We start from the raw sequence: 18,901 nt of genomic DNA on the forward strand, positions 1-18,901 counted from the left end.
AACAATCCATTGCGCCGCCAGGCAACAAACCATGACGGGCATATGCCTAGAATCCACCACCCCCCGCCGGAGCCGCCTCTTGTCACCTCGCCTCGCCCTGCTGCTGGCCTGCCTGCTGCCACTGTCGGCGCCGGCCGCCGACCGTTACCGGCTGGACCCGGTGCACACGCGGGTGCTGTTCGCGGTCGAACACGCCGGGTTCTCGCAGGCGCTGGGCACCGTGTCCGGCAGCGAGGGCGTGCTCGACTTCGACCCGGACGACTGGTCCGGTGCCCACCTCGACGTGGTGGTCCCGGTCGCGCGGCTGGACCTGGGCAACGACAAGTGGAACCAGGCCACGCTGGCGCGCAACCTGCTGGACGGCCAGCGCCACCCGCAGGCGCGGTTCGTCTCCACCCGCATCGAACCGGTGGATGCACGCAGCGCGCGCGTACATGGGCTGCTGACCCTGCGCGGCGTGACCCGCGAGGTGGTGCTCGACGTCCGCCTCAACGCACTCAAGCGGCACCCGCTGCCGCCGTTCCGCCGCACCGCCGGCTTTTCCGCCACCGCCACCCTGCAGCGTTCGGACTTCGGCATCGACGCCTGGCCGACGGTGATCGGCAACCGCGTTGAACTGCGCATCGAGGCCGAGGCGGTGCGCGACGACAACGCCACGGCGCCCGCGGCCGGCGAAGCCGCGCCGGCGGACGCCGACGACGCACAGGCCGCGGCCGACGCCGCCACCCGATCCTCCCCGCAACCGGAATCGCGCCCATGACCCTGAAGAACACGCCCGACCGCTGGGGCAGCGTCAGCAAGAGCCTGCACTGGCTGATCGCCCTGTTGATCCTCGCCCTGGGCATCGTCGGCCTGCTCATGGGCGAACTGCCGAAGACGCCGAAGTACTTCTGGGTCTACACCGCGCACAAGTCGATCGGCATCACCGTGCTGGTGCTGGTGGTGTTGCGGCTGCTGTGGCGCCTGTACGCCGGCGCCCCGCGGCCGGTGCCGGGCACCCCGGGCTGGCAGGAGCGCATCGCCGGCGCCACCCACTGGCTGCTGTACGTGATGATGTTCGCCATCCCGCTGTCGGGCTGGCTGTACGACTCGGCCAGCGGCCTGCGCCCGTTCAAGCTGTTCGGGCTGCTGGAAATGCCCAAGCTGGTGGCCCCCGACGAACGCGCCGCGCAGCTTTCGCACTCGTTGCACGAATGGGGCTTCTGGGCGCTGATCCTGGTGGTGCTGGCGCATGCCGGCGCCGCCCTCTACCACCACCTCCAGCAGCGCGACGCCACGCTGGTGCGCATGCTGCCGCAGGGCTGGCTCGACACCCCACAGAAGGAATCCGCATGAACATCAAGCTCACCACCCCGGCCGCCGTGGCGGCTGCCCTGGCCGGCATGCTGGCCACCACCCCGGCGATGGCCGCGGACTACGAACAGGCGCCCGGCTCGATCCTGGTGTTCGCCACCAAATACGACGGCGAGGTATTCACCGGCACCTTCCCCGGCTTCCAGACCCAGCTCAGCTTCGACCCGGCCAACCCCGCCGCCGGCAAGCTCGACGTCACCATCCCGCTGGCCGGCGCGCGCAGCGGCAACAGCGACCGCGACTCGACGCTGCAGGGCAAGGACTTCTTCAACGTCGCCCAGTTCGCGCAGGCGCGCTACACCGCCAGCGGCTTCCGCGCCGTGGGCGGCAACCAGTTCGCCGCCGACGGCACGCTGCAGCTGCGCGGGGTCAGCAAGCCGGTCACCCTGACCTTTACCTGGACGCCCGGCGCGCAGCCGGTGCTGACCGGCAAGGCCACGGTCAAGCGCCTGGACTTCGGCGTCGGCGGTGGCGACTGGGCCGACACCAAGACCATCCCGGACGAAACCGCGATCAGCACCAAGGTCGTGCTGCGCGCGAAGTAAGCCCGCGCACGCCCGGCAGCGGACTCAGCCGGCGGCGACGCCGGCGATATCGAAACAGCCACGCCGGCCGGCGGCGTCGGTGAGGCAGGCGCGGTGCCGCTGCGCCTGCCCGCCCTGGCCGGGCCGCACCACCAGGCCGAATACGCCGCCGTCGCGGGTCAGCAGCACCGCCTCCCACACCGTGTCCGCGCCCCCGGCCTGCAATGGCTGCCGCTCGCCCGGCGCCGGTGCCTGCAGCGGTGTGGCCGCGGCGTCGCGCAGCATGCGCCGCAGGTTGCGCATGTCCAGCGCGGCCGGCGCGCTGGTGACCGCCTTCAACAGCACCAGCCGCTCGATGGCGTCCACCGGCAGCACCTGCGCCAGCGTGCGCCCCTGCCACGCAAAACCCTGCGGGTCCGCCGGCAGCGCCTTGGCCAGGTCCACGTCGGCCGCACCGGCAGTGGCCGCCGCCATGCCCAGCACGGCAAGCAGTGGCGACCACGCGCGGGCGTTCATCGCAGCCACCGGCGCACGCCCTGCGCATCGAAGGGCCATTCCAGCTCGGCACCGCCAGCGGTATCGCGCAGCACCGGCACGCGCGTGCCGTAGCGCAGTTCCAGCGCGTCGTCACCGTCGATGAACACGCTGTCGAACGCCGGCGTGCGCGCCTGCGCCAGCACCTCCAGCGCCTGGTCGCACAGGTGGCAATCGTCGCGCTGATACAGGATCAAGCCCATTTCCTACACCCCATCCAGGTCAGATGCTGCGCTGCGGGCGGGGCCGTCAGCGGCGAACCCGTAGAATAGCGATTCCTCCAGGCAGCACGCACAACGCAATGTCCGTCAGCACGTTCGACCTGTTCAAGATCGGCATCGGCCCGAGTTCCTCGCACACCGTGGGCCCGATGCGCGCGGCCGAACGCTTCGTCCACCGCTGGCTGCTCGACCCGGGCCAGCTGGCCGACGTCGCCCGCATCCGCGCCGAGGTGTTCGGCTCGCTGGCGCTGACCGGGCGCGGCCACGGCACCGACACCGCGGTGCTGCTCGGGCTGGAAGGCCACCGGCCCAACCTGATCGACCCGGACATCATCCCGGCCACGCTGGCGCGCATCCGCTCGTCCAGGCGCATCAACCTGATGGGCCAGCACGAGATCGCCTTCGACGAGAAGCGCGACCTGGCCCTGAACAAGCGCCAGAAGCTGCCGTACCACACCAACGGCATGCGCTTCACCGCGTTCGACGCCAACGACACGGTCATCGCCACCCGCGACTACTACTCCGTCGGCGGCGGCTTCGTGGTCAATGCCGACGACGCCGCCGACGACCGCATCGTGCCCGACCAGACGCCGCTGCCGTATCCGTTCAGGAGCGGCGACGAGCTGCTGGCCCAGGCCGCGCGCAGCGGCCTGAGCATCGCCGCGCTGATGTTCGAGAACGAGAAGTGCTGGCGCAGCGAGGACGAGATCCGCGCCGGCCTGCGCGAAATCTGGGACGCCATGCAGGCCTGCGTGGCGCGCGGCATCCGTTCCGAAGGCACGCTGCCGGGCGGGCTGCACGTGGGCCGCCGCGCCCCGGCCCTGTACCGCGAACTGTCCGCGCGGCCGGAGGCGGCCATGCGCGACCCGCTGACCACGCTGGACTGGGTCAACCTGTACGCGCTGGCGGTCAACGAGGAGAACGCCGCCGGCGGCCGCGTGGTCACCGCCCCGACCAACGGCGCGGCCGGGATCATCCCGGCGGTACTGCACTACTACGACCGCTTCTGCCCGGGCAGCAACGAGCAGGGGGTGTTCGACTTCCTGCTGACCGCCGCGGCGATCGGCATCCTGTACAAGGAGAACGCTTCGATCTCCGGCGCCGAGGTCGGCTGCCAGGGCGAAGTCGGGGTGGCCTGTTCGATGGCCGCCGGCGGGCTGATGGCCGCCCTGGGCGGCAAGCCGGGGCAGATCGAGAATGCCGCCGAGATCGGCATGGAACACAACCTGGGGCTGACCTGCGACCCGATCGGCGGGCTGGTGCAGATCCCCTGCATCGAGCGCAACGCCATGGGCGCGGTCAAGGCGATCAACGCCGCACGCATGGCCATGCGCGGCGACGGCAAGCACAAGGTCAGCCTGGACAAGGTCATCAAGACCATGCGCGACACCGGCCGCGACATGCAGGACAAATACAAGGAAACCAGCCGCGGCGGACTGGCGGTCAACGTCATCGAATGCTGAATGCGGCGGCGGGCATTCAAGTGGATGCGCGCCGGGCCGCTATGGTTTTCAATGTAGGCTGACGTCAGTACGGGATTCAGGGGGAATCTCGATCGACCATCCATTCATCATCCGCCATCCGCGCCGGTCGCTGGCAACCGGCACCGGACTGTTGGCATGCCTGTGGCTGCTGCTCCTGCTGGCGGTTTCCCTGCCTGCTGCCGCCCTGGACACGGGAAAACCGTTCCGCGATTACGTCACCGACACCTGGGGGGTGGACCAGGGGCTGCCGCAGATCAGCGTGCTGGCCATCACCCAGGACCCGGCCGGCTACCTGTGGTTCGGCACCCAGACCGGGCTGGCGCGGTTCGACGGCGTGCGCTTCGTGCGCTACACCCAGCGCGACGCGCCGGAGCTGGGCAACAACATCCTGGCACTGCTGGCCGAGGCCGACGACCGCCTGTGGATCGGCACCACCCAGGGCCTGCTGCTGCTCGAGGACCAGCGCTTCCAAGCCATCGCGCCCACCGTCGCCGACCATCCGGCGCCGGTCAGTGCGCTGCTCAAGGTCGACGGCCGCCTCCTGGCCGGTTGCGCGGAAGGCATCTGCACCCCGCGCGAAGGCAGGTTGCGGCGCGTGCAGGCACTGCCCGATCCGGCGCTGAGCCTGCTGGCGGACGAAGACGCGATCTGGGCGGGCGGCCAGGGCCGGGTGTTCCAGGTCTCCGGCGGCAGCGTGCGCACGCTGCCGCTGCCGCCGGCGGCCGGCAACGCCGGAGTGACCGCGCTGGCGCGTGCCGGCGGCGAACTGTGGGCCGGCACCCGCAACGGCCTCTTCCGCCTGCGCAACGGCAGCTGGCAGGCGGCGGACCCGCGTCCGCATGAAGTCCTGACCGTGGAAGCGATGCATGCCGACCGCGACGGCAACCTGTGGGTGGCCACGCCGCAGTACCTGGAACGGCTGCGTGCCGGCCAGCCGCCCGAGCGCATCCACAACACCCCCGGCGCCATCGCCGTGCGCGCGATCTACGAGGATCGCGACGGCAACCTGTGGCTGGGCAGCATGGTCGAGGGCGCGACCCGGGTCTGGAACGGCTGGACCCGGCGCCTGAGCCAGGCGGACGGGCTGCAGGACCCGCTGCTGTGGTCGGTGGCCGCGGCGCCGGACGGCAGCATCTGGGTCGGCAGCAGCAACGGCGTGGCAGTGTGGCAGAACGGACGCTTCTCCAGCCGCGTCGCCGGCAGCCAGTTGCCGCACCCGGAGGCCTACAGCCTGTTGCCCGAGCGCGACCAGACCTGGATCGGCACCCGCGCCGGCGTGGCGGTGCTGCGCGGCGGCCGGCTCGAACAACCGCCCGCGCTGGCCCCGCTGCGCGATGCGCAGATCAACGGCATCGTCCGCGACCATGCCGGCCGGCTCTGGTTCGCCACCACCCAGGGACTGTTCCTGCTGCAGGACGGGAAGCGGCTGACCCGCTATGGCGAGCATGAAGGACTGGCCGATCCCCGCATCCGGCTGGTCTACGAGACCCGCGACGGCCGCATCCTGCTGGGCACCTACAAGGGCCTGTACGAATGGCGCGACGGCCGCATCCTGGCGACCGGCCGGCTCGGCGGGCTGTCCGACGACACCCCGGTCACCGCCTTCGTCGAACTCCGCGACGGGCGCTGGGTGCTGGGTACCAGCAATGGCGAAAGCCTGCGCGTGCATGACGGCCAGCGCTGGCACTGGCTGGACCGCGAACGCGAGCTGCCGGCCAATGTCGCCTTCCACCTGGCGCAGAACGGCGGCGATCTGTGGGTCGCCGGCATGCGCGGCGTCTACCGCCTGCCACTGGCGGTGCTGGACAAGGCGCTGGCCAATCCCCGGCAGGCACTGGCGGCGCAGATCGTCATCAACTCCGGCACCGACCGTACCGGCGGGCAGCAGGACAAATGCTGCAACGGCGCCGGCAACAGCCGCGGGGTGCTGCGCGATGGCCAGTTGTGGCTGCCCACCCGCGACGGCGCGCTGCTGGTGGATGTGGACACCGACACCGACAGCGCGCCGCGCAACATCCGCATCGACCACGTGCAGGTCCAGGGCCGGCGCCTGGCCACTGGCCAGGGCACGCTCAAGCTGCCGCTCGACGCCCGCGACCTGCGCTTCGAGTTCAGCCTGCCCGACTTCCAGCCGATGCACGCCCCGCAGCTGCGCTACCGGCTGGCCGGCTACGAGAAGGAATGGCACGAGCTGGAAAGCCCGACCACGCGCAGCGCCAGCTACGCCAGCCTGCCCCCGGCTACTACACCTTCGAGGTCGCCGACTTCAGCCAGGCCGAACCGCTGCGGCACGCCGCGCATGTCGCCGTGGAGATCCCGCGGCGCCTGTACGAAACCCTCGTCTTCCGCCTGCTGGCGATGCTCGGGCTGGCGGGGCTGATCTGGCTCGGCTACCTGGGGCTGCAGCATCGCTATGCGCGCCAGCGCGCGCAGCTGGAGCGCCTGGTGCAGGAACGTACCCGCGACCTGCAGGCAGCCAACGCGCAACTGAAGGCGATCAGCTTCACCGACCCGCTCACCGGCCTGCACAACCGGCGCTACCTGTCCCAGCAGATACCCACCGACCTGTCGTTCTACGAGCGTGACGAGGGCTATGCCAACGGCAGCGAGGCGGTGGTGTTCGCGCTGCTCGACGTCGACCATTTCAAGTCGATCAACGATACCCATGGCCACGCCGCCGGCGATCGCGTGCTGGAGCAGATGGGCCAGCTGCTCGGCGAACTCAAGCGCAGCGGCGACTACGTGGCGCGCTGGGGCGGCGAGGAATTCCTGCTGGTGTTCCGCCCGCTGCCGCGTGGCAGCCTGGGGCGACTGGGCCAGCGCCTGTGCACGCGCATCGCCGCACACAGCTTCGAGCTGGGCAACGGCCAGCAGCACCGCCTCACCGCCTCGGTCGGCCTGATCGAGTGCCCGCTGTTCCCGAGCCACCCGCGGCTGCTCGGCTGGGAGCAACTGGTCACCCTCGCCGACCGCGCGCTGTACCGGGCCAAGATGGCCGGGCGCAACGGCTGGATCGCCTACCAGCCGGTGCCGGGCGCGCAGCCACCCGACGATCTGTCGGCCTTCGCCGGCGATCCCTGGTGGCTGATGGAGAACGGCCTGCTGGAGATGTTCGGCAGCGACGGCAGGATCGACATCGCTCGCGGTGCGTGACCCGCGCCGCGGGCCCGGACGCACGCCGCGACCGGCCCGATGGCGGGTTGCGCCGGCGCCCGGACGCGCACCAGAATCGCGCAACGACAGCCAGCAGCGGAGCAAGGATGCAGGGCGCACAGCAACCGGATGGGGCAACGCCACCGCGGCGCCCGCGTACGGCAACGCCGTCGGCGCCGCGCAACGGCGGTGGCCTGACCCTGACCCGGCTGGCGCTGGCGGCGGTCGCGCTGCTGGTGCTTGCCTGGTTCATCGGCAAGCGTCCGGCGGCGGGGGATGCGCCGGTCACCCGCGCGGACCCGCCGGCCCCCGCCGCGGCGCCCACCCCGCAGGCGCGGCTCATCCGCGGCGAGAAATCGACCACCCTGGCGGATATCGGCGAAGCGCGCATGACCCTGCAGGACCAAGGCACCGCGCTGCGCGTGGAGGGCGGCGTCGGCCGCAATTTCGCGAGCGACCTGGGCGCATTGCTGGACGCGGCGCCCTCGGTGCGGCGGATCGACATCACCAGCGGCGGCGGCTATGCCGTCACCGGCCTGGAAGCGGCGCGCATCGTGCGCCGGAACAACCTCACCGTGCGCGTGCGTGGCTACTGCGCCAGCATCTGCGTGGCGCTGTGGGCCGCCGCCGCGCAGCGGCAGATGGAACCGGACGCGGTGATCGGCCTGCACCAGCGCAACGCCCAGTGCGACGCCCTGCCCTCGCCGGACCGCGAGGAATGCCATTACCAGGACCAGTTCGCCACCGAACACGACTCCAGCTACCGCGCCTGGCTGCAGGCCGCCGGCTTCAACCAGCGCCTGCTCGACCTGCAGGCGCGGACCGCGTCGGAGGACATCGCGGTGCTCACCGCGCCGCTGCTGTGGGACAACGGCGTGGACTTCAGCGTGGTCGACCGCGATGGCACGCGCCTCGGCCGCGCCGAGGTCGAGCGGCTTTTCCACGCGGCAGCCGCGCGGCATTGAGGCCCTGCCGGTTCGCGCCACCTCTCGGCGGGTCGCGCCCGGCGGTAGCCAAGATGGCGAGGCGGACAAGCGTCCAGGCCACGGCCGAGCATGCGGTCCGGCAGTGCGCGGGCCCGGTACCGGCAGCACCGCAGCGCACGCATGCGCCACGCCGCCCCACCACCGCGGGGCACCGCGGCAGCCACGGCGGTGGCCCGCGACGGACCGGCCGTCAACGGGCGTGCGCGCTCATCGGTTGACGATGCCCAGCACGTCGTCCAGCAACGCGGCGGCGGTGACCTCGGCGCCGGCGCCCGGGCCCTGGATCAGCAGCGGCTGCGCGCGGTAGCGGTCGCTGTGGATCGCCACCCGGTTGTCGGTGCCGCGGCCGCCGGCCAGCGGGTGCTCGGCCGGCAACGCGCGCAGGCCGACGCTGGCGCCGTGCCCGTCCAGGCGCGCCACGAAACACAGCGACAGCCCCTGCCCGCGCGCCTCCTGCAGGCGCGCCGCCAGCGGCGCGTCCAGCTGCGCCAGCGCGGCGTCGACCTGCGCGGCCGGCAATGCCGCCAGCGCCGGCGGCAGCAGCGATTCGACCGCCACCTGTTCCGGTTCCAGCGCCACCCCGGCCGCGCGCGCCAGGATCAGCAGCTTGCGGCGCACGTCCTCGCCGGACAGGTCGATGCGCGGATCGGGCTCGGTGTAACCGGCCGCGGCCGCCTCGCGCACGCACGCGGAGAACGACTGGCTGCCGTCGAAACGCTGCAACAACCAGGCCAGCGAACCGGACAGCACGCCTTCAATGGAATGGATGCGGTCGCCGCCGGCCACCAGCGCGCGCAGGCTGGACAGCAGCGGCAGGCCCGCGCCGACAGTGGCCGCGTCGCCATAGCGTGCGTTGCCCGCGGCCGCGGTGCCACCGATCTGGCGCGCGCGCGCCAGGGTGGTGCCATTGCCCAGCTTGTTGGCGGTGACCACGTGGATGCCCCGCGCCAGCCAGTGCGCGTGCTCGGCGGCGACGTCCTCGCTGGCGGTAGCGTCGACCACGATGTCGCCGGCCTGCAGGCGCCCGGTTTGCTCGGCATGGGCGAGCGCGCCGGCCTGCCGGATGGCCTCGCGCGCGCGCGACAACGCCGCCTCGGGCGCGTCGCCGCAGGCCAGCGCGATGCGCGAGTTCGCCACTGCGTGCAGCAGTGGCAGCCTGAGTTGCCGCTGCTGCAGGGCCTGGTAGCGGGCCACGAACGCCGAACCGACCGTGCCGGTACCCAGCAGCACCAGCCGCGCCGGTGCTGCGCGCGGACGCAGCTGCGCGCTCATGCGTCCACCGTTTTCCGCAGGGCCTCGCGGCGGCTGTCGGCCAGCGCCCGCGCGGCGCGCAGCAGTCCGGCCTGCAGGTCGGCCACCAGGTCCTCGCAGGCCTCGATGCCGACCGACAACCGCAGCAGGCCATCGCTGATGCCGGCCTTGGCCCTCGCCTCCGGGGTCATCGCCGCATGGGTCATGGTCGCCGGGTGCGCGACCAGGCTCTCCACGCCGCCGAGCGATTCGGCCAGGGTGAAATAGCGCAGGCCTTCGACGAAGGCGCGCACCGCCGCGTGCGGGTCGGCGCCCTCGCACTGCGCCAGCTCGAAGGACAGCATCGCGCCGAAGCCCTTCTGCTGGCGCGCGGCCAGCACGTGGCCCGGGTGCGATTCCAGCCCCGGGTAGTAGACCCTGGCCACGACGTCGCTGGTGGCGAGCAGATCGACCAGCGCGCGGGTGTTCTCCTGGTGCACGCGCAGGCGCGCATCGAGCGTGCGCAGCCCGCGCAGGGTCAGGAAGGCGTCGAACGGCGAGCCGGTCAGGCCCAGCGCATTGGCCCACCACACCAGTTGCTGGTGCAGCTCGGCATCGCGCGCGACCACCGCGCCGCCGACCACGTCGCTGTGGCCATTGACGTACTTGGTGGTCGAGTGCAGCACCAGGTCGGCGCCGAAGGCGATCGGGTTCTGCAGCGCTGGCGACAGGAAGGTGTTGTCCACCACCACCCGCGCGCCTGCCTTGTGCGCGGCATCGATCACGAACCGCAGGTCGGTGATGCGCAGCAGCGGATTGGACGGGGTTTCCACCAGCACCAGCTTCGGCGCCTGCGCCAGCGCCTCGGCCAGTGCGCGCGGATCGGTCAGGTCGGCGGTGATCAGTTCGAAGTGGCCCTTGCCCGCCAGTGCGTTGAACAGGCGCCAGCTGCCGCCGTAGGCGTCATGCGGCACCACCAGCCTGTCGCCCGGCTGCAGCAGCGCATTGAGCACCAGGTTGATCGCGCCCATGCCGGTGGATGTGACCACCGCGCCGGCGCCGCCCTCCAGTTCCGCCAGCGCCTCGCCGAGCAGGTCGCGGGTCGGGTTGCCGCTGCGGGTGTAGTCGTACTGGCGCTTGTTGCCGAAGCCGTCGAAGCTGAAATTGGACGACAGCACCAGCGGCGGCGTCACCGCGCCATAGGCGGTATCGCGATCGATGCCGGCACGCACGGCCGCGGTGGCGCGGCAACAGGAAACATCGGAAGCGGTGGACAGGCTCATGCGTTCTCTCCGGGAAGGCGTAGGGCGTTGGCGAGGATCGCGTCGATGCGATCGGTCTCTTTCAGGAAGGCGTCGTGGCCATAGGGCGAACGCAGCACGCGCAGGCTGCCGCGCGTGCCCAGGCCCTCGACCAGCGTGACCAGGTCGGACAACGGCACCAGGCGGTCGCCCTCGACCGCGACCACCAGCGTCGGTACGCCGATGGCGGCCGGCTCGATGCGGTGCAGGTCGATGGATTCGGACAGGCGCAGGTAGGCATTGACCCGGGTGCGCGCCACGTACTGCGCGCCGGCGGCGTCGAGGTAATCCTCGGCGGCCACGCGCACGCGGCCATTCACCACTTCGGGCTGGGCATCGAAGCGCTCGCCGAACTCTTCCGGGGTGCGGTAGCTGAGCATCGCGAACTGCCGCGCCAGCGCCAGCCCGTGGCTTTCGGCGCACTGCAGCTGGCCCAGGGCGACCGCGCGCCGCTGCAGCGCGCGCCAGGCCGAGGCATAGGGATGCGGGCGATGCGCGCCGCTCACCGCCACCAGCCTGCCGAGCCGGTGCGGGTGGCGGATGGCCAGTTGCTGGCCGACCAGCGCGCCATAGGAGTAGCCCACGCAGCCATGCAGGCGGTCGATGCCCAGCGCGTCCAGCAGCAGGGCCACGGCATCGGCCTGGTCGGCGGTATCGATCGGCACGTCGAGCTCGCCGTCGGCACCGATGAAGTCCAGGCCCAGCAGGCGGCGGTGCGCCGGGTCCAGCGCGCGGCCGCAGCCGACCAGTCCTTCGGCCCAGCCCTTCTCGCCGAACACCGCGTTGGCGGCGATGTGGCGATGCGCGGAGATGCCGCCGGCCACCAGCACCACCGGCGCATCGGCACGGCCGGCCAGCTCGTAGCGCAGCCGCAGCGTGCGCTCGCCGGCATGGCGCATGGCCAGGCGCACGTCGATTTCACCGCGCACGGCGGCTGCGGCGGGCACTGCGCTGTCGGGCGCGGCGGCCGGGTGTTCACGGAGGGCGGTGGCGGTGGCGAAACGCATGGCGATATCCGGTAAGGAGCAGCCATCGAGCTTCGCGGGCCCGTGTTCGCCGTGCAGGGCACGGATCGAACCATCTTTCGGCGGACGCGGTGGTCCCCGCAGGATTTGGCACCAAACACAGGCGCTTGCGCACCTGCTGGTTGCCCCGGCATCAAAGGGCCTGTCCCTCCGCCGGTCTCGATGGTGGACACACGATGCCAGCCCCCCGGACGCATGTCAATCTCTTTATTCGGATGGAGCGATGGAGTTTCCGATGCAACCATGCCGGCATAATCCCGGCATCACCTGCCCGCGCCAGCGCATGCACCGGCTACCTGTTCTGCTCCTGTCCGCCGCGTTGGCCCTGCCCGCCCAGGGCCAGGACCCCGCGCCGCGCTGGCGCCAGGCCTGGGGGCTGGCCGCCCCGACCGTGGTGGAGGCCGCCGGCGACCGCGAAGCCGGCTTCGCACGGCTGCTCCTGCAGCCCCGCGGCGGCGGCCGCGAAGCACGGGCACGCAACCTGCTGGCCGGCCCACTGCAGGTACGCCTGCGCGATGGCACCGATGGCCGCGCGGTGACCGCGCCGGTGCTGTTGCCGGCGGGCGGACAGCGCGACCTGTTGTGGCTGGCCGATACCGGCAACGGGGTCCGGCTGCTGCTCGACGCCTTTCCCGGCGACCCGTCCGCGCGGCCGGCCGATCACCTCTACCTGCTGCCGTTCGCCGGGGTGCCGGTCCGGGTCAGCCAGGGCTTCGACGGCACCCGCAGCCATGGCGACGCGCAGAACCGCCACGCCATCGACTTTCCCCTGCCCGAAGGCACGCCCGTGCTCGCCGCCCGCGCCGGCACGGTGATGCAGGTGGTGGACGATGCGCCCGGCGACGGGTGCCTGGTGCGGGTCCTGCACGCCGACGGCGGCATGGCGCTCTACGCCCACCTGCAGGCGGGCAGCCTGGCGGTCCGGCCCGGGCAGGCGGTCCAGGCGGGGCAGCCGCTGGCCCGTTCCGGCAACACCGGCCGCAGCACCGGCCCGCACCTGCACTTCGCGGTGCAGGCCAACACCGGGCTGGCGCTGGCCTCGATCCCGTTCCGCATGGCCGGCCCGCACGGCGAGCTGCGCTTCGCCCGCGAGGCGGGCGCCCCGCCCTGAGCGGCTATAATCGCCGGCTTCCCTTTCCCAATGCGCGCCCGCCGCGGGCGCAGCCGCCATGTCCGAAGTCGCATCCGAAGCCGCGCGCCGCCGCACCTTCGCCATCATTTCCCACCCCGACGCCGGCAAGACCACGCTGACCGAAAAGCTGCTGCTGTTCGGAGGCGCGATCCAGATGGCCGGCTCGGTGAAGTCGCGCAAGACCAGCCGCCACGCCACCTCGGACTGGATGGCGCTGGAGAAGGAGCGCGGCATCTCGGTCACCTCCTCGGTGATGCAGTTCCCGTACGAGGACAAGATCGTCAACCTGCTCGACACCCCCGGCCACGCCGACTTCGGCGAGGACACCTACCGCGTGCTCACCGCGGTGGATTCGGCGCTGATGGTGATCGACGTGGCCAAGGGCGTGGAGGAGCGCACCATCAAGCTGATGGAGGTGTGCCGCCTGCGCGACACCCCGATCATGACCTTCATCAACAAGCTCGACCGCGAGGGCAAGGACCCGATCGAGCTGCTGGACGAGGTGGAAACCGTGCTCGGCATCCAGTGCGCGCCGGTCACCTGGCCGATCGGCATGGGCCAGCGCCTGAAGGGCGTGGTGCACCTGCTGACCGGCGAGGTGCACCTGTACGAACCGGGCCGCAACTTCACCCGCCAGGATTCGACGATCTTCCCGTCGCTGGACGCGCCCGGCCTGGCCGCGCGCATCGGCGAGAAGATGCTGGCCGACCTGCGCGAGGAACTGGAGCTGGTGCAGGGCGCCAGCCACCCGTTCGACAAGGACGCCTACCTGCGCGGCCAGCAGACTCCGGTGTTCTTCGGCTCGGGCGTGAACAACTTCGGCGTGCAGCCGCTGCTGGACTTCTTCGTCGAGCACGCGCCGGCGCCGCAGCCGCGCGCCACCACCGGCCGCACCATCGCCCCGCAGGAAGACAAGCTCAGCGGCTTCGTGTTCAAGATCCAGGCCAACATGGACCCGCAGCACCGCGACCGCGTGGCGTTCATGCGCGTGTGCTCGGGCCGCTTCAGCGCCGGCATGAAGACCTTCCACGTGCGCACCGGCAAGGAAATGAAGCTGGCCAACGCGCTGACCTTCATGGCCAGCGACCGCGAGATCGCCGCCGAGGCCTGGCCGGGCGACGTGATCGGCATCCACAACCACGGCACCATCTCCATCGGCGACACTTTCACCGAGGGCGAGGCGGTCACCTTCACCGGCATCCCCAACTTCGCCCCGGAACTGTTCCGCCGCGCGCGCCTGAAGGACCCGCTCAAGCTCAAGCAGCTGCAGAAGGGCCTGGCGCAGCTGTCCGAGGAAGGCGCCACCCAGTTCTTCCGCCCGATCATGAGCAACGACCTGATCCTGGGCGCGGTGGGCGTGCTGCAGTTCGACGTCGCCGCCTACCGCCTGAAGGACGAGTATGGCGTGGAAGCCATCTTCGAACCGGTGGGCGTGGTCACCGCGCGCTGGGTGCATTGCGACAACGCGAAGAAGCTGGAGGAGTTCCGCGAGAAGAACGCCAACAACCTGGCCGTGGACGCCGCCGGGCAGCTGGTCTACCTGGCCCCGACCCGGGTCAACCTGCAACTGGCGCAGGAACGGGCGCCGGACGTGCGTTTCTCCGCCACCCGCGAGGCCGCGCATACCGTCTCGGTGGAATGAGCGGCCGGTGGCAGGAGCGTCCAGCGCGCTCCTGCCACTGGATGACGCCACCCCCAACCGCCGGCGGGCATGGGGATGCACCCCGTGCTGCATTGCGGTAACTTGCAGGCCATGCCTACCACCGCCCCCCTGCCGCGGCACACCGTGGACATCCGCGAGGAAATCGCCAGCGCCCTGACCCACGGCCTGGGCGCGGTCACCGCGCTGGGCGCCAGCGCGGTGCTGATCACCCTGGCCGCGATCTACGGCGACGGCTGGCAACTGGCCAGCGCCATCGTGTTCGGCGTGGCGCTGCTGCTGCTGTACACCGCCTCGACCCTGTACCACGCCATCCAGCACCCGGTGGCCAAGGGCCGGCTGAAGATCTTCGACCACTGCGCGATCTACATCCTGATCGCCGGCACGTATACGCCGTTCACCCTGATCGGCCTGCGCGGGCCGTGGGGCTGGGGCTTGTTCGCCGCGATCTGGACGCTGGCGGTGGGCGGGGTGATCTTCAAGCTGTTCTACACCGGCCGCTTCAAGCGGCTGTCCACGGCCATCTACATCGCCATGGGCTGGCTGGTGGTGGTGGCGATCGAGCCGATGTGGAACTCGCTCGATGGATTCACCCTGGGCTGGCTGCTGGCAGGCGGCGTGTCCTATACCCTGGGCACCTATTTCTACCACCGCGAATCGGTGCGCTATTCGCACGCCATCTGGCACCTGTTCGTGATCGCCGGCAGTGTCTGCCATTTCGTGTCGGTGACCGCGCAGATCCTGTAGCACCCGGCGTGCGCCGCGTACGCCGCGGCAACATCGCCTGCACGCCACGCCAATGAACGCTTCGCACCGCGTGCACGGGCGCGCGGCAACCATGGCCGCGTGGATACCGCACCTGCCCCTGGCACGCCGCGCGCGTCGCGCTGGCGCCTCCGCCGCCCCGGCACGCGCGGCCAGCGCTGGCTCGCCATCGCCGGCGTGCTGCTCGCCGCGCTCGTCGTCCTGCTGTTGCTGTGGGACTGGAACTGGTTCAAGCGGCCACTGGAACGCATGGTGCAGGCGCGTACCGGCCGCGCCCTGCACATCGGCCACCTCGACGTCGACCTGGGCAGCACCAGCACGCTGCGCGCCGACCGGGTCAGCTTCGCCAATGCGCCGTGGGCGCAACGGCCGGACATGGCCCGCGCCGCGCGCGTCGAAATCGACCTGCCGCTGTGGCCGCTCCTGCGCGGCGACCTGCAGGTGCCCGAAGTGCGGCTGGTGCGTCCCGACGTGCTGCTGCAGACCGCGCCGCGACCCGGCGAACCGGGGAACTGGGATTTCCTCGGTGGCGGCGACGGAAACCGGCCGTTGCCGCTCAAGCGGCTGCGCGTGGACGACGGCACCCTGCGCTTCGTGGACGCGCCTGGCTGCACCGACATCCGGCTTGCCGTCCGCAGCGGCGCGCCGGCGCAGGCCAACGCCGCGCCACCGTTGCTGCTGCAGGGCAACGGGCACTGGCGCGGCGCCGCGTTCACGGTGCGTGGCGGCACCGAATCGCCACTGCAGCTGGCCGACAGCGAGCACCCCTTCCGCCTGCACCTGGAAGGCCGTGCCGGCGCCACCCGCGCCACCGCCAGCGGCACCCTGACCAATCCGTTCCAGCTGCAGCTGTTCGACCTGCGGCTCCGGCTCAGCGGCGAGGACCTGGAAGACCTGTACCCCCTGCTCGGCATCGCCCTGCCGTCCTCGCCCCCGTACCGCCTCGACGGCCGGCTGCGCCGCGACCATGACACCTGGCGCTACGACGGCTTCAGTGGCCAGGTGGGCGACAGCGATCTGGCCGGCAATGTACGCATCGACGTGGGCGGCGAGCGCCCGCGGCTGACCGCCGAGCTGGTCTCGCGCCGGCTCGACTTCGACGACCTCGCCGGCTTTGTCGGCGCGCCGCCCCGTACCGGTGGCGGCGAAACCGCCAACGCCGGGCAGAGGGCCGCGGCCGCGGCACTGGCAGCCCGGCCCACGGTACTGCCTGACAAGCCGTACGACCTGGGCAAACTGCGGGCGATGGACGCGGACGTGCGTTGGAAGGCGCAACGCATCAATTCGCCGTCGCTGCCGCTGGACGACATGGACGCGCACCTGCGGCTCGACGATGGCCTGCTGCGCCTGGAGCCGCTGAACTTCGGCGTCGCCGGCGGCGACATCCGCGGCTCGGTGCGCATGGATGCGCGCAGCCCGCGCATCGCCACCACCCTCGACGCCAGCCTGCGCGGGGTGCAGTTGGGCCGTCTGTTTCCCGACGCGCGCCTGGCCCGGCAGGCCTCCGGTGGCATCGGCGGCCGCGTGCGCCTGTCCGGCACCGGCAACTCGGTGGCCGCCATGCTCGGCAGCAGCGACGGCGAGGTGGCCATCGGCATGGGCCGCGGCCATGTCGGCAACCTGCTGATGGAACTGGCCGGGCTGGACGTGGCCGAGTCGCTCAAGTTCCTGTTCACCGGCGACCGCCAGATCCCGCTGCGCTGCGCGTTCGCCGATTTCGGGGTGCAGGATGGCCTGATGCAGGCGCGCGCACTGGCGTTCGACACCACCGACACCCTGGTCGTGGGCGAAGGCAGCGTCAGCCTCAAAGGCGAGCAGCTGGACCTGCTGCTGCGGCCGCGGCCCAAGGACAGGAGCATCCTCGCGCTGCGCTCGCCGCTGCGCATTGGCGGCACCTTCAAGGACCCGTCGTTCCGCCCCGACTTCAAGGCCCTGGGACTGCGCGGCGCCATCGCCCTGACCCTGGGCAGCATCACCCCGCCGGCGGCGCTGCTGGCCACCCTCGAAACCGGGCCGGGCAAGGACGCCGACTGCGGCGGCCACTACGCCAGATAGGACGGGCGCGCGCTCAGCCGCCGACGATGTACTGCTGCAGCTGCCCCAGCTCGCGGCGCTGCTGTTCGATCACCGACTTGACCAGGTCGCCGATGGAGATCACCCCCAGCACCGCGCCGCCCTCGACCACGGGCAGGTGGCGGATGCGGCGGTCGGTCACCAGCTGCAGGCAGTCCTCGACCGTGTCCGCCGGCGTCACCGTGACCACCTCGGCGGTCATGATCGCCGCCACCGGGGTGTCGCGCGAGGAGCGGTCGCGCAGCACGATCTTGCGCGCGTAATCACGCTCGGAAAGGATGCCGGCCAGCCGCGCCCCGTCCATCACCAACACCGCGCCGATGCCTTTCTCGGCCATCAGCCGGATCGCGTCGATCACCGCGCTGTCCGGCGCTACCGCGTGGATCTCAGGGGACTTGGTCCCGAGCAACTGACGAACGGTCTGCATGGCGTTCTCCCTTGCTGGCGGATGCGCCCGATAGTGCCACGTTGGCCGGCCGCCAGGTGTCAACCAGATACAACGGCCGCTGCTTGGCCTCCATGTACAGGCGGCCCAGGTACTCGCCGATCAGGCCCAGCGCGATCAGCTGCACCCCGCCCAGGAACAGGATCACCGCCATCATCGTCGGCCAGCCCGCGACGCGGTCGCCGTACAGCGCCGCCTTGCCCACCACCCAGGCAGCGAAACCGAACGAGGACGCGGCAGTCAGCAACCCGAGGTAGGTCGCCACCCGCAGCGGCGCGGTGGAAAAGCTGGTGATGCCCTCCAGCGCCAGGTTCCACAGCTTCCAGAAGCCGAACTTGCTGCGCCCGGCCACCCGCGGCGCGCGCCGGTACGGCAACGCCACCCGGCGGAAACCCACCCAGCCGAACAGGCCCTTCATGAAACGCTGGCGCTCGCGCAGCTGCCGCAGCGCCGCCAGCGCGCGCGGCGACAGCAGGCGGAAGTCGCCGGTGTCGGCGGGAATGGGCGTCTTCGACAGCCGCCCCATCACCCGGTAGAACGCGGAGGCGGTGGCGCGCTTCAGCCAGCCTTCGCCCTCGCGCGCCAGGCGCACGCCATACACGTCGTCATGCCCCTGCCGCCACAGCGCGACGAACTGCGCGATCAGCTCCGGCGGGTCCTGGCCGTCGGCGTCGAGGATCAGCGCCGCGCCTTCATCCACCAGGTCCAGCCCGGCGGTGAGCGCGGCCTCCTTGCCGAAGTTGCGCGACAGCCGCAACGCCGCCACCCGCGGGTCGTCCGTCGCCAGCTGCTGCATCAGCGACCAGGTGGCGTCGGTGCTGCCGTCGTCGACATAGAGCACCCGGCCATCGATGTCGGGCAGGCGTTCCAGCACGGCACCGAGGCGCTCGTGCAGCAACGGCAGGGCGTCCTGCTCGTTGCAGGCGGCAATGACGACGGTCAGCCGGTCGCGGGGGCTCATGCGCGCATTCTACGGAACAGGGCGCGCACGCCCCGGCAGCGGCCGGCACGCGGT

General features: G+C 71.5%; 18 protein-coding genes and 1 riboswitch. Of the genes, 11 read left to right on the forward strand and 7 right to left on the reverse strand.

Translation table 11 applies throughout. The features are described from left to right. Positions 1-79: 79 nt before the first annotated feature. The 3 genes from B1L07_11405 to B1L07_11415 are packed head-to-tail and all read left to right on the forward strand — an operon-like array spanning position 80 to position 1,898. Positions 80-760: a hypothetical protein gene (locus tag B1L07_11405; GenBank protein AUZ55588.1), complete on the forward strand. Its 681-nt coding sequence runs from the start codon at positions 80-82 to the stop codon at positions 758-760. Beyond that, a complete protein-coding gene (locus B1L07_11410; GenBank protein AUZ55589.1) occupies positions 757-1,335 on the forward strand; it encodes a cytochrome b in 579 nt (192 codons plus the stop codon). The genes B1L07_11405 and B1L07_11410 overlap by 4 nt, the downstream gene beginning before the upstream one ends. Continuing rightward, the gene (locus B1L07_11415; protein ID AUZ55590.1) at positions 1,332-1,898 is read left to right on the forward strand and encodes a hypothetical protein; all 567 of its coding nucleotides are present in this window, start codon (positions 1,332-1,334) and stop codon (positions 1,896-1,898) included. Before B1L07_11410 ends, B1L07_11415 begins: the two co-directional genes overlap by 4 nt. A 24-nt stretch (positions 1,899-1,922) precedes the next feature. Here B1L07_11415 and B1L07_11420 read toward each other — a convergent pair whose 3' ends face one another. Then, positions 1,923-2,393, reverse strand: a complete 471-nt coding sequence (locus tag B1L07_11420; protein AUZ55591.1) for a hypothetical protein — start codon at positions 2,391-2,393, stop codon at positions 1,923-1,925. Beyond that, the gene (locus B1L07_11425; protein AUZ55592.1) at positions 2,390-2,614 is read right to left on the reverse strand and encodes an NrdH-redoxin; all 225 of its coding nucleotides are present in this window, start codon (positions 2,612-2,614) and stop codon (positions 2,390-2,392) included. The genes B1L07_11420 and B1L07_11425 overlap by 4 nt, the downstream gene beginning before the upstream one ends. Before the next feature lie 98 nt (positions 2,615-2,712). On the opposite strand from B1L07_11425, the gene B1L07_11430 reads away from it, so the two are divergent. The 4 genes from B1L07_11430 (at position 2,713) to B1L07_11445 (ending at position 8,234) form a co-directional block, all read left to right on the forward strand. Beyond that, on the forward strand, positions 2,713-4,095 hold the full coding sequence (locus B1L07_11430; protein AUZ55593.1) for an L-serine ammonia-lyase: 1,383 nt from the start codon (positions 2,713-2,715) through the stop codon (positions 4,093-4,095). Between the two features lie 151 nt (positions 4,096-4,246). Beyond that, complete coding sequence (locus tag B1L07_11435) at positions 4,247-6,496, forward strand: hypothetical protein (protein AUZ55594.1); 2,250 nt, start codon at positions 4,247-4,249, stop codon at positions 6,494-6,496. Continuing rightward, complete coding sequence (locus B1L07_11440; protein ID AUZ55595.1) at positions 6,424-7,269, forward strand: hypothetical protein; 846 nt, start codon at positions 6,424-6,426, stop codon at positions 7,267-7,269. The genes B1L07_11435 and B1L07_11440 overlap by 73 nt, the downstream gene beginning before the upstream one ends. 107 nt (positions 7,270-7,376) lie before the next feature. Then, complete coding sequence (locus tag B1L07_11445; GenBank protein ID AUZ55596.1) at positions 7,377-8,234, forward strand: hypothetical protein; 858 nt, start codon at positions 7,377-7,379, stop codon at positions 8,232-8,234. Positions 8,235-8,462: 228 nt separating this feature from the next. Here B1L07_11445 and B1L07_11450 read toward each other — a convergent pair whose 3' ends face one another. Genes B1L07_11450 through B1L07_11460 form a run of 3 tightly spaced genes read right to left on the reverse strand, consistent with a single transcriptional unit; the run spans position 8,463 to position 11,793 of the window. Then, a complete protein-coding gene (locus B1L07_11450) occupies positions 8,463-9,527 on the reverse strand; it encodes a homoserine dehydrogenase (protein ID AUZ55597.1) in 1,065 nt (354 codons plus the stop codon). Further along, positions 9,524-10,768 carry an O-succinylhomoserine (thiol)-lyase gene (locus B1L07_11455; protein AUZ55598.1) on the reverse strand — a complete coding sequence of 415 codons (1,245 nt, stop codon included), beginning with the start codon at positions 10,766-10,768 and terminating at the stop codon, positions 9,524-9,526. Before B1L07_11455 ends, B1L07_11450 begins: the two co-directional genes overlap by 4 nt. Then, on the reverse strand, positions 10,765-11,793 hold the full coding sequence (locus tag B1L07_11460; protein AUZ55599.1) for a homoserine acetyltransferase: 1,029 nt from the start codon (positions 11,791-11,793) through the stop codon (positions 10,765-10,767). Before B1L07_11460 ends, B1L07_11455 begins: the two co-directional genes overlap by 4 nt. A 67-nt stretch (positions 11,794-11,860) precedes the next feature. Further along, positions 11,861-11,980: riboswitch (SAM riboswitch) on the reverse strand. Between the two features lie 114 nt (positions 11,981-12,094). On the opposite strand from B1L07_11460, the gene B1L07_11465 reads away from it, so the two are divergent. The 4 genes from B1L07_11465 (at position 12,095) to B1L07_11480 (ending at position 17,423) form a co-directional block, all read left to right on the forward strand. Then, the gene (locus B1L07_11465) at positions 12,095-12,922 is read left to right on the forward strand and encodes a hypothetical protein (GenBank protein ID AUZ55600.1); all 828 of its coding nucleotides are present in this window, start codon (positions 12,095-12,097) and stop codon (positions 12,920-12,922) included. Positions 12,923-12,980: 58 nt separating this feature from the next. After that, complete coding sequence (locus tag B1L07_11470) at positions 12,981-14,585, forward strand: peptide chain release factor 3 (GenBank protein ID AUZ55601.1); 1,605 nt, start codon at positions 12,981-12,983, stop codon at positions 14,583-14,585. 111 nt (positions 14,586-14,696) lie between these two features. Next, the gene (locus B1L07_11475) at positions 14,697-15,350 is read left to right on the forward strand and encodes a hemolysin III (protein ID AUZ55602.1); all 654 of its coding nucleotides are present in this window, start codon (positions 14,697-14,699) and stop codon (positions 15,348-15,350) included. A 99-nt stretch (positions 15,351-15,449) separates the two neighbouring features. Continuing rightward, positions 15,450-17,423: a hypothetical protein gene (locus tag B1L07_11480; GenBank protein AUZ55603.1), complete on the forward strand. Its 1,974-nt coding sequence runs from the start codon at positions 15,450-15,452 to the stop codon at positions 17,421-17,423. Between the two features lie 13 nt (positions 17,424-17,436). Here the strand turns inward: B1L07_11480 and B1L07_11485 are convergent, their stop codons facing one another. Continuing rightward, positions 17,437-17,868, reverse strand: a complete 432-nt coding sequence (locus B1L07_11485; GenBank protein AUZ55604.1) for a histidine kinase — start codon at positions 17,866-17,868, stop codon at positions 17,437-17,439. Next, positions 17,828-18,847 carry a glycosyl transferase family 2 gene (locus B1L07_11490; GenBank protein AUZ55605.1) on the reverse strand — a complete coding sequence of 340 codons (1,020 nt, stop codon included), beginning with the start codon at positions 18,845-18,847 and terminating at the stop codon, positions 17,828-17,830. The genes B1L07_11485 and B1L07_11490 overlap by 41 nt, the downstream gene beginning before the upstream one ends. Positions 18,848-18,901: the final 54 nt, after the last annotated feature.

Source organism: Stenotrophomonas acidaminiphila (assembly GCA_002951995.1).
GTDB lineage: Bacteria > Pseudomonadota > Gammaproteobacteria > Xanthomonadales > Xanthomonadaceae > Stenotrophomonas > Stenotrophomonas acidaminiphila_A.

What these genes read in the sequence shown, in the direction of transcription:
- B1L07_11490 (AUZ55605.1), bottom strand. Translation starts at nt 18,847, where the DNA reads ATGAGCCCCCGCGACCGGCTGACCGTCGTCATTGCCGCCTGCAACGAG.
- B1L07_11465 (AUZ55600.1), top strand. Translation starts at nt 12,095, where the DNA reads ATGCACCGGCTACCTGTTCTGCTCCTGTCCGCCGCGTTGGCCCTGCCC.
- B1L07_11445 (AUZ55596.1), top strand. Translation starts at nt 7,377, where the DNA reads ATGCAGGGCGCACAGCAACCGGATGGGGCAACGCCACCGCGGCGCCCG.
- B1L07_11475 (AUZ55602.1), top strand. Translation starts at nt 14,697, where the DNA reads ATGCCTACCACCGCCCCCCTGCCGCGGCACACCGTGGACATCCGCGAG.
- B1L07_11450 (AUZ55597.1), bottom strand. Translation starts at nt 9,527, where the DNA reads ATGAGCGCGCAGCTGCGTCCGCGCGCAGCACCGGCGCGGCTGGTGCTG.
- B1L07_11420 (AUZ55591.1), bottom strand. Translation starts at nt 2,393, where the DNA reads ATGAACGCCCGCGCGTGGTCGCCACTGCTTGCCGTGCTGGGCATGGCG.
- B1L07_11425 (AUZ55592.1), bottom strand. Translation starts at nt 2,614, where the DNA reads ATGGGCTTGATCCTGTATCAGCGCGACGATTGCCACCTGTGCGACCAG.
- B1L07_11415 (AUZ55590.1), top strand. Translation starts at nt 1,332, where the DNA reads ATGAACATCAAGCTCACCACCCCGGCCGCCGTGGCGGCTGCCCTGGCC.
- B1L07_11410 (AUZ55589.1), top strand. Translation starts at nt 757, where the DNA reads ATGACCCTGAAGAACACGCCCGACCGCTGGGGCAGCGTCAGCAAGAGC.
- B1L07_11430 (AUZ55593.1), top strand. Translation starts at nt 2,713, where the DNA reads ATGTCCGTCAGCACGTTCGACCTGTTCAAGATCGGCATCGGCCCGAGT.
- B1L07_11470 (AUZ55601.1), top strand. Translation starts at nt 12,981, where the DNA reads ATGTCCGAAGTCGCATCCGAAGCCGCGCGCCGCCGCACCTTCGCCATC.
- B1L07_11455 (AUZ55598.1), bottom strand. Translation starts at nt 10,768, where the DNA reads ATGAGCCTGTCCACCGCTTCCGATGTTTCCTGTTGCCGCGCCACCGCG.
- B1L07_11460 (AUZ55599.1), bottom strand. Translation starts at nt 11,793, where the DNA reads ATGCGTTTCGCCACCGCCACCGCCCTCCGTGAACACCCGGCCGCCGCG.
- B1L07_11485 (AUZ55604.1), bottom strand. Translation starts at nt 17,868, where the DNA reads ATGCAGACCGTTCGTCAGTTGCTCGGGACCAAGTCCCCTGAGATCCAC.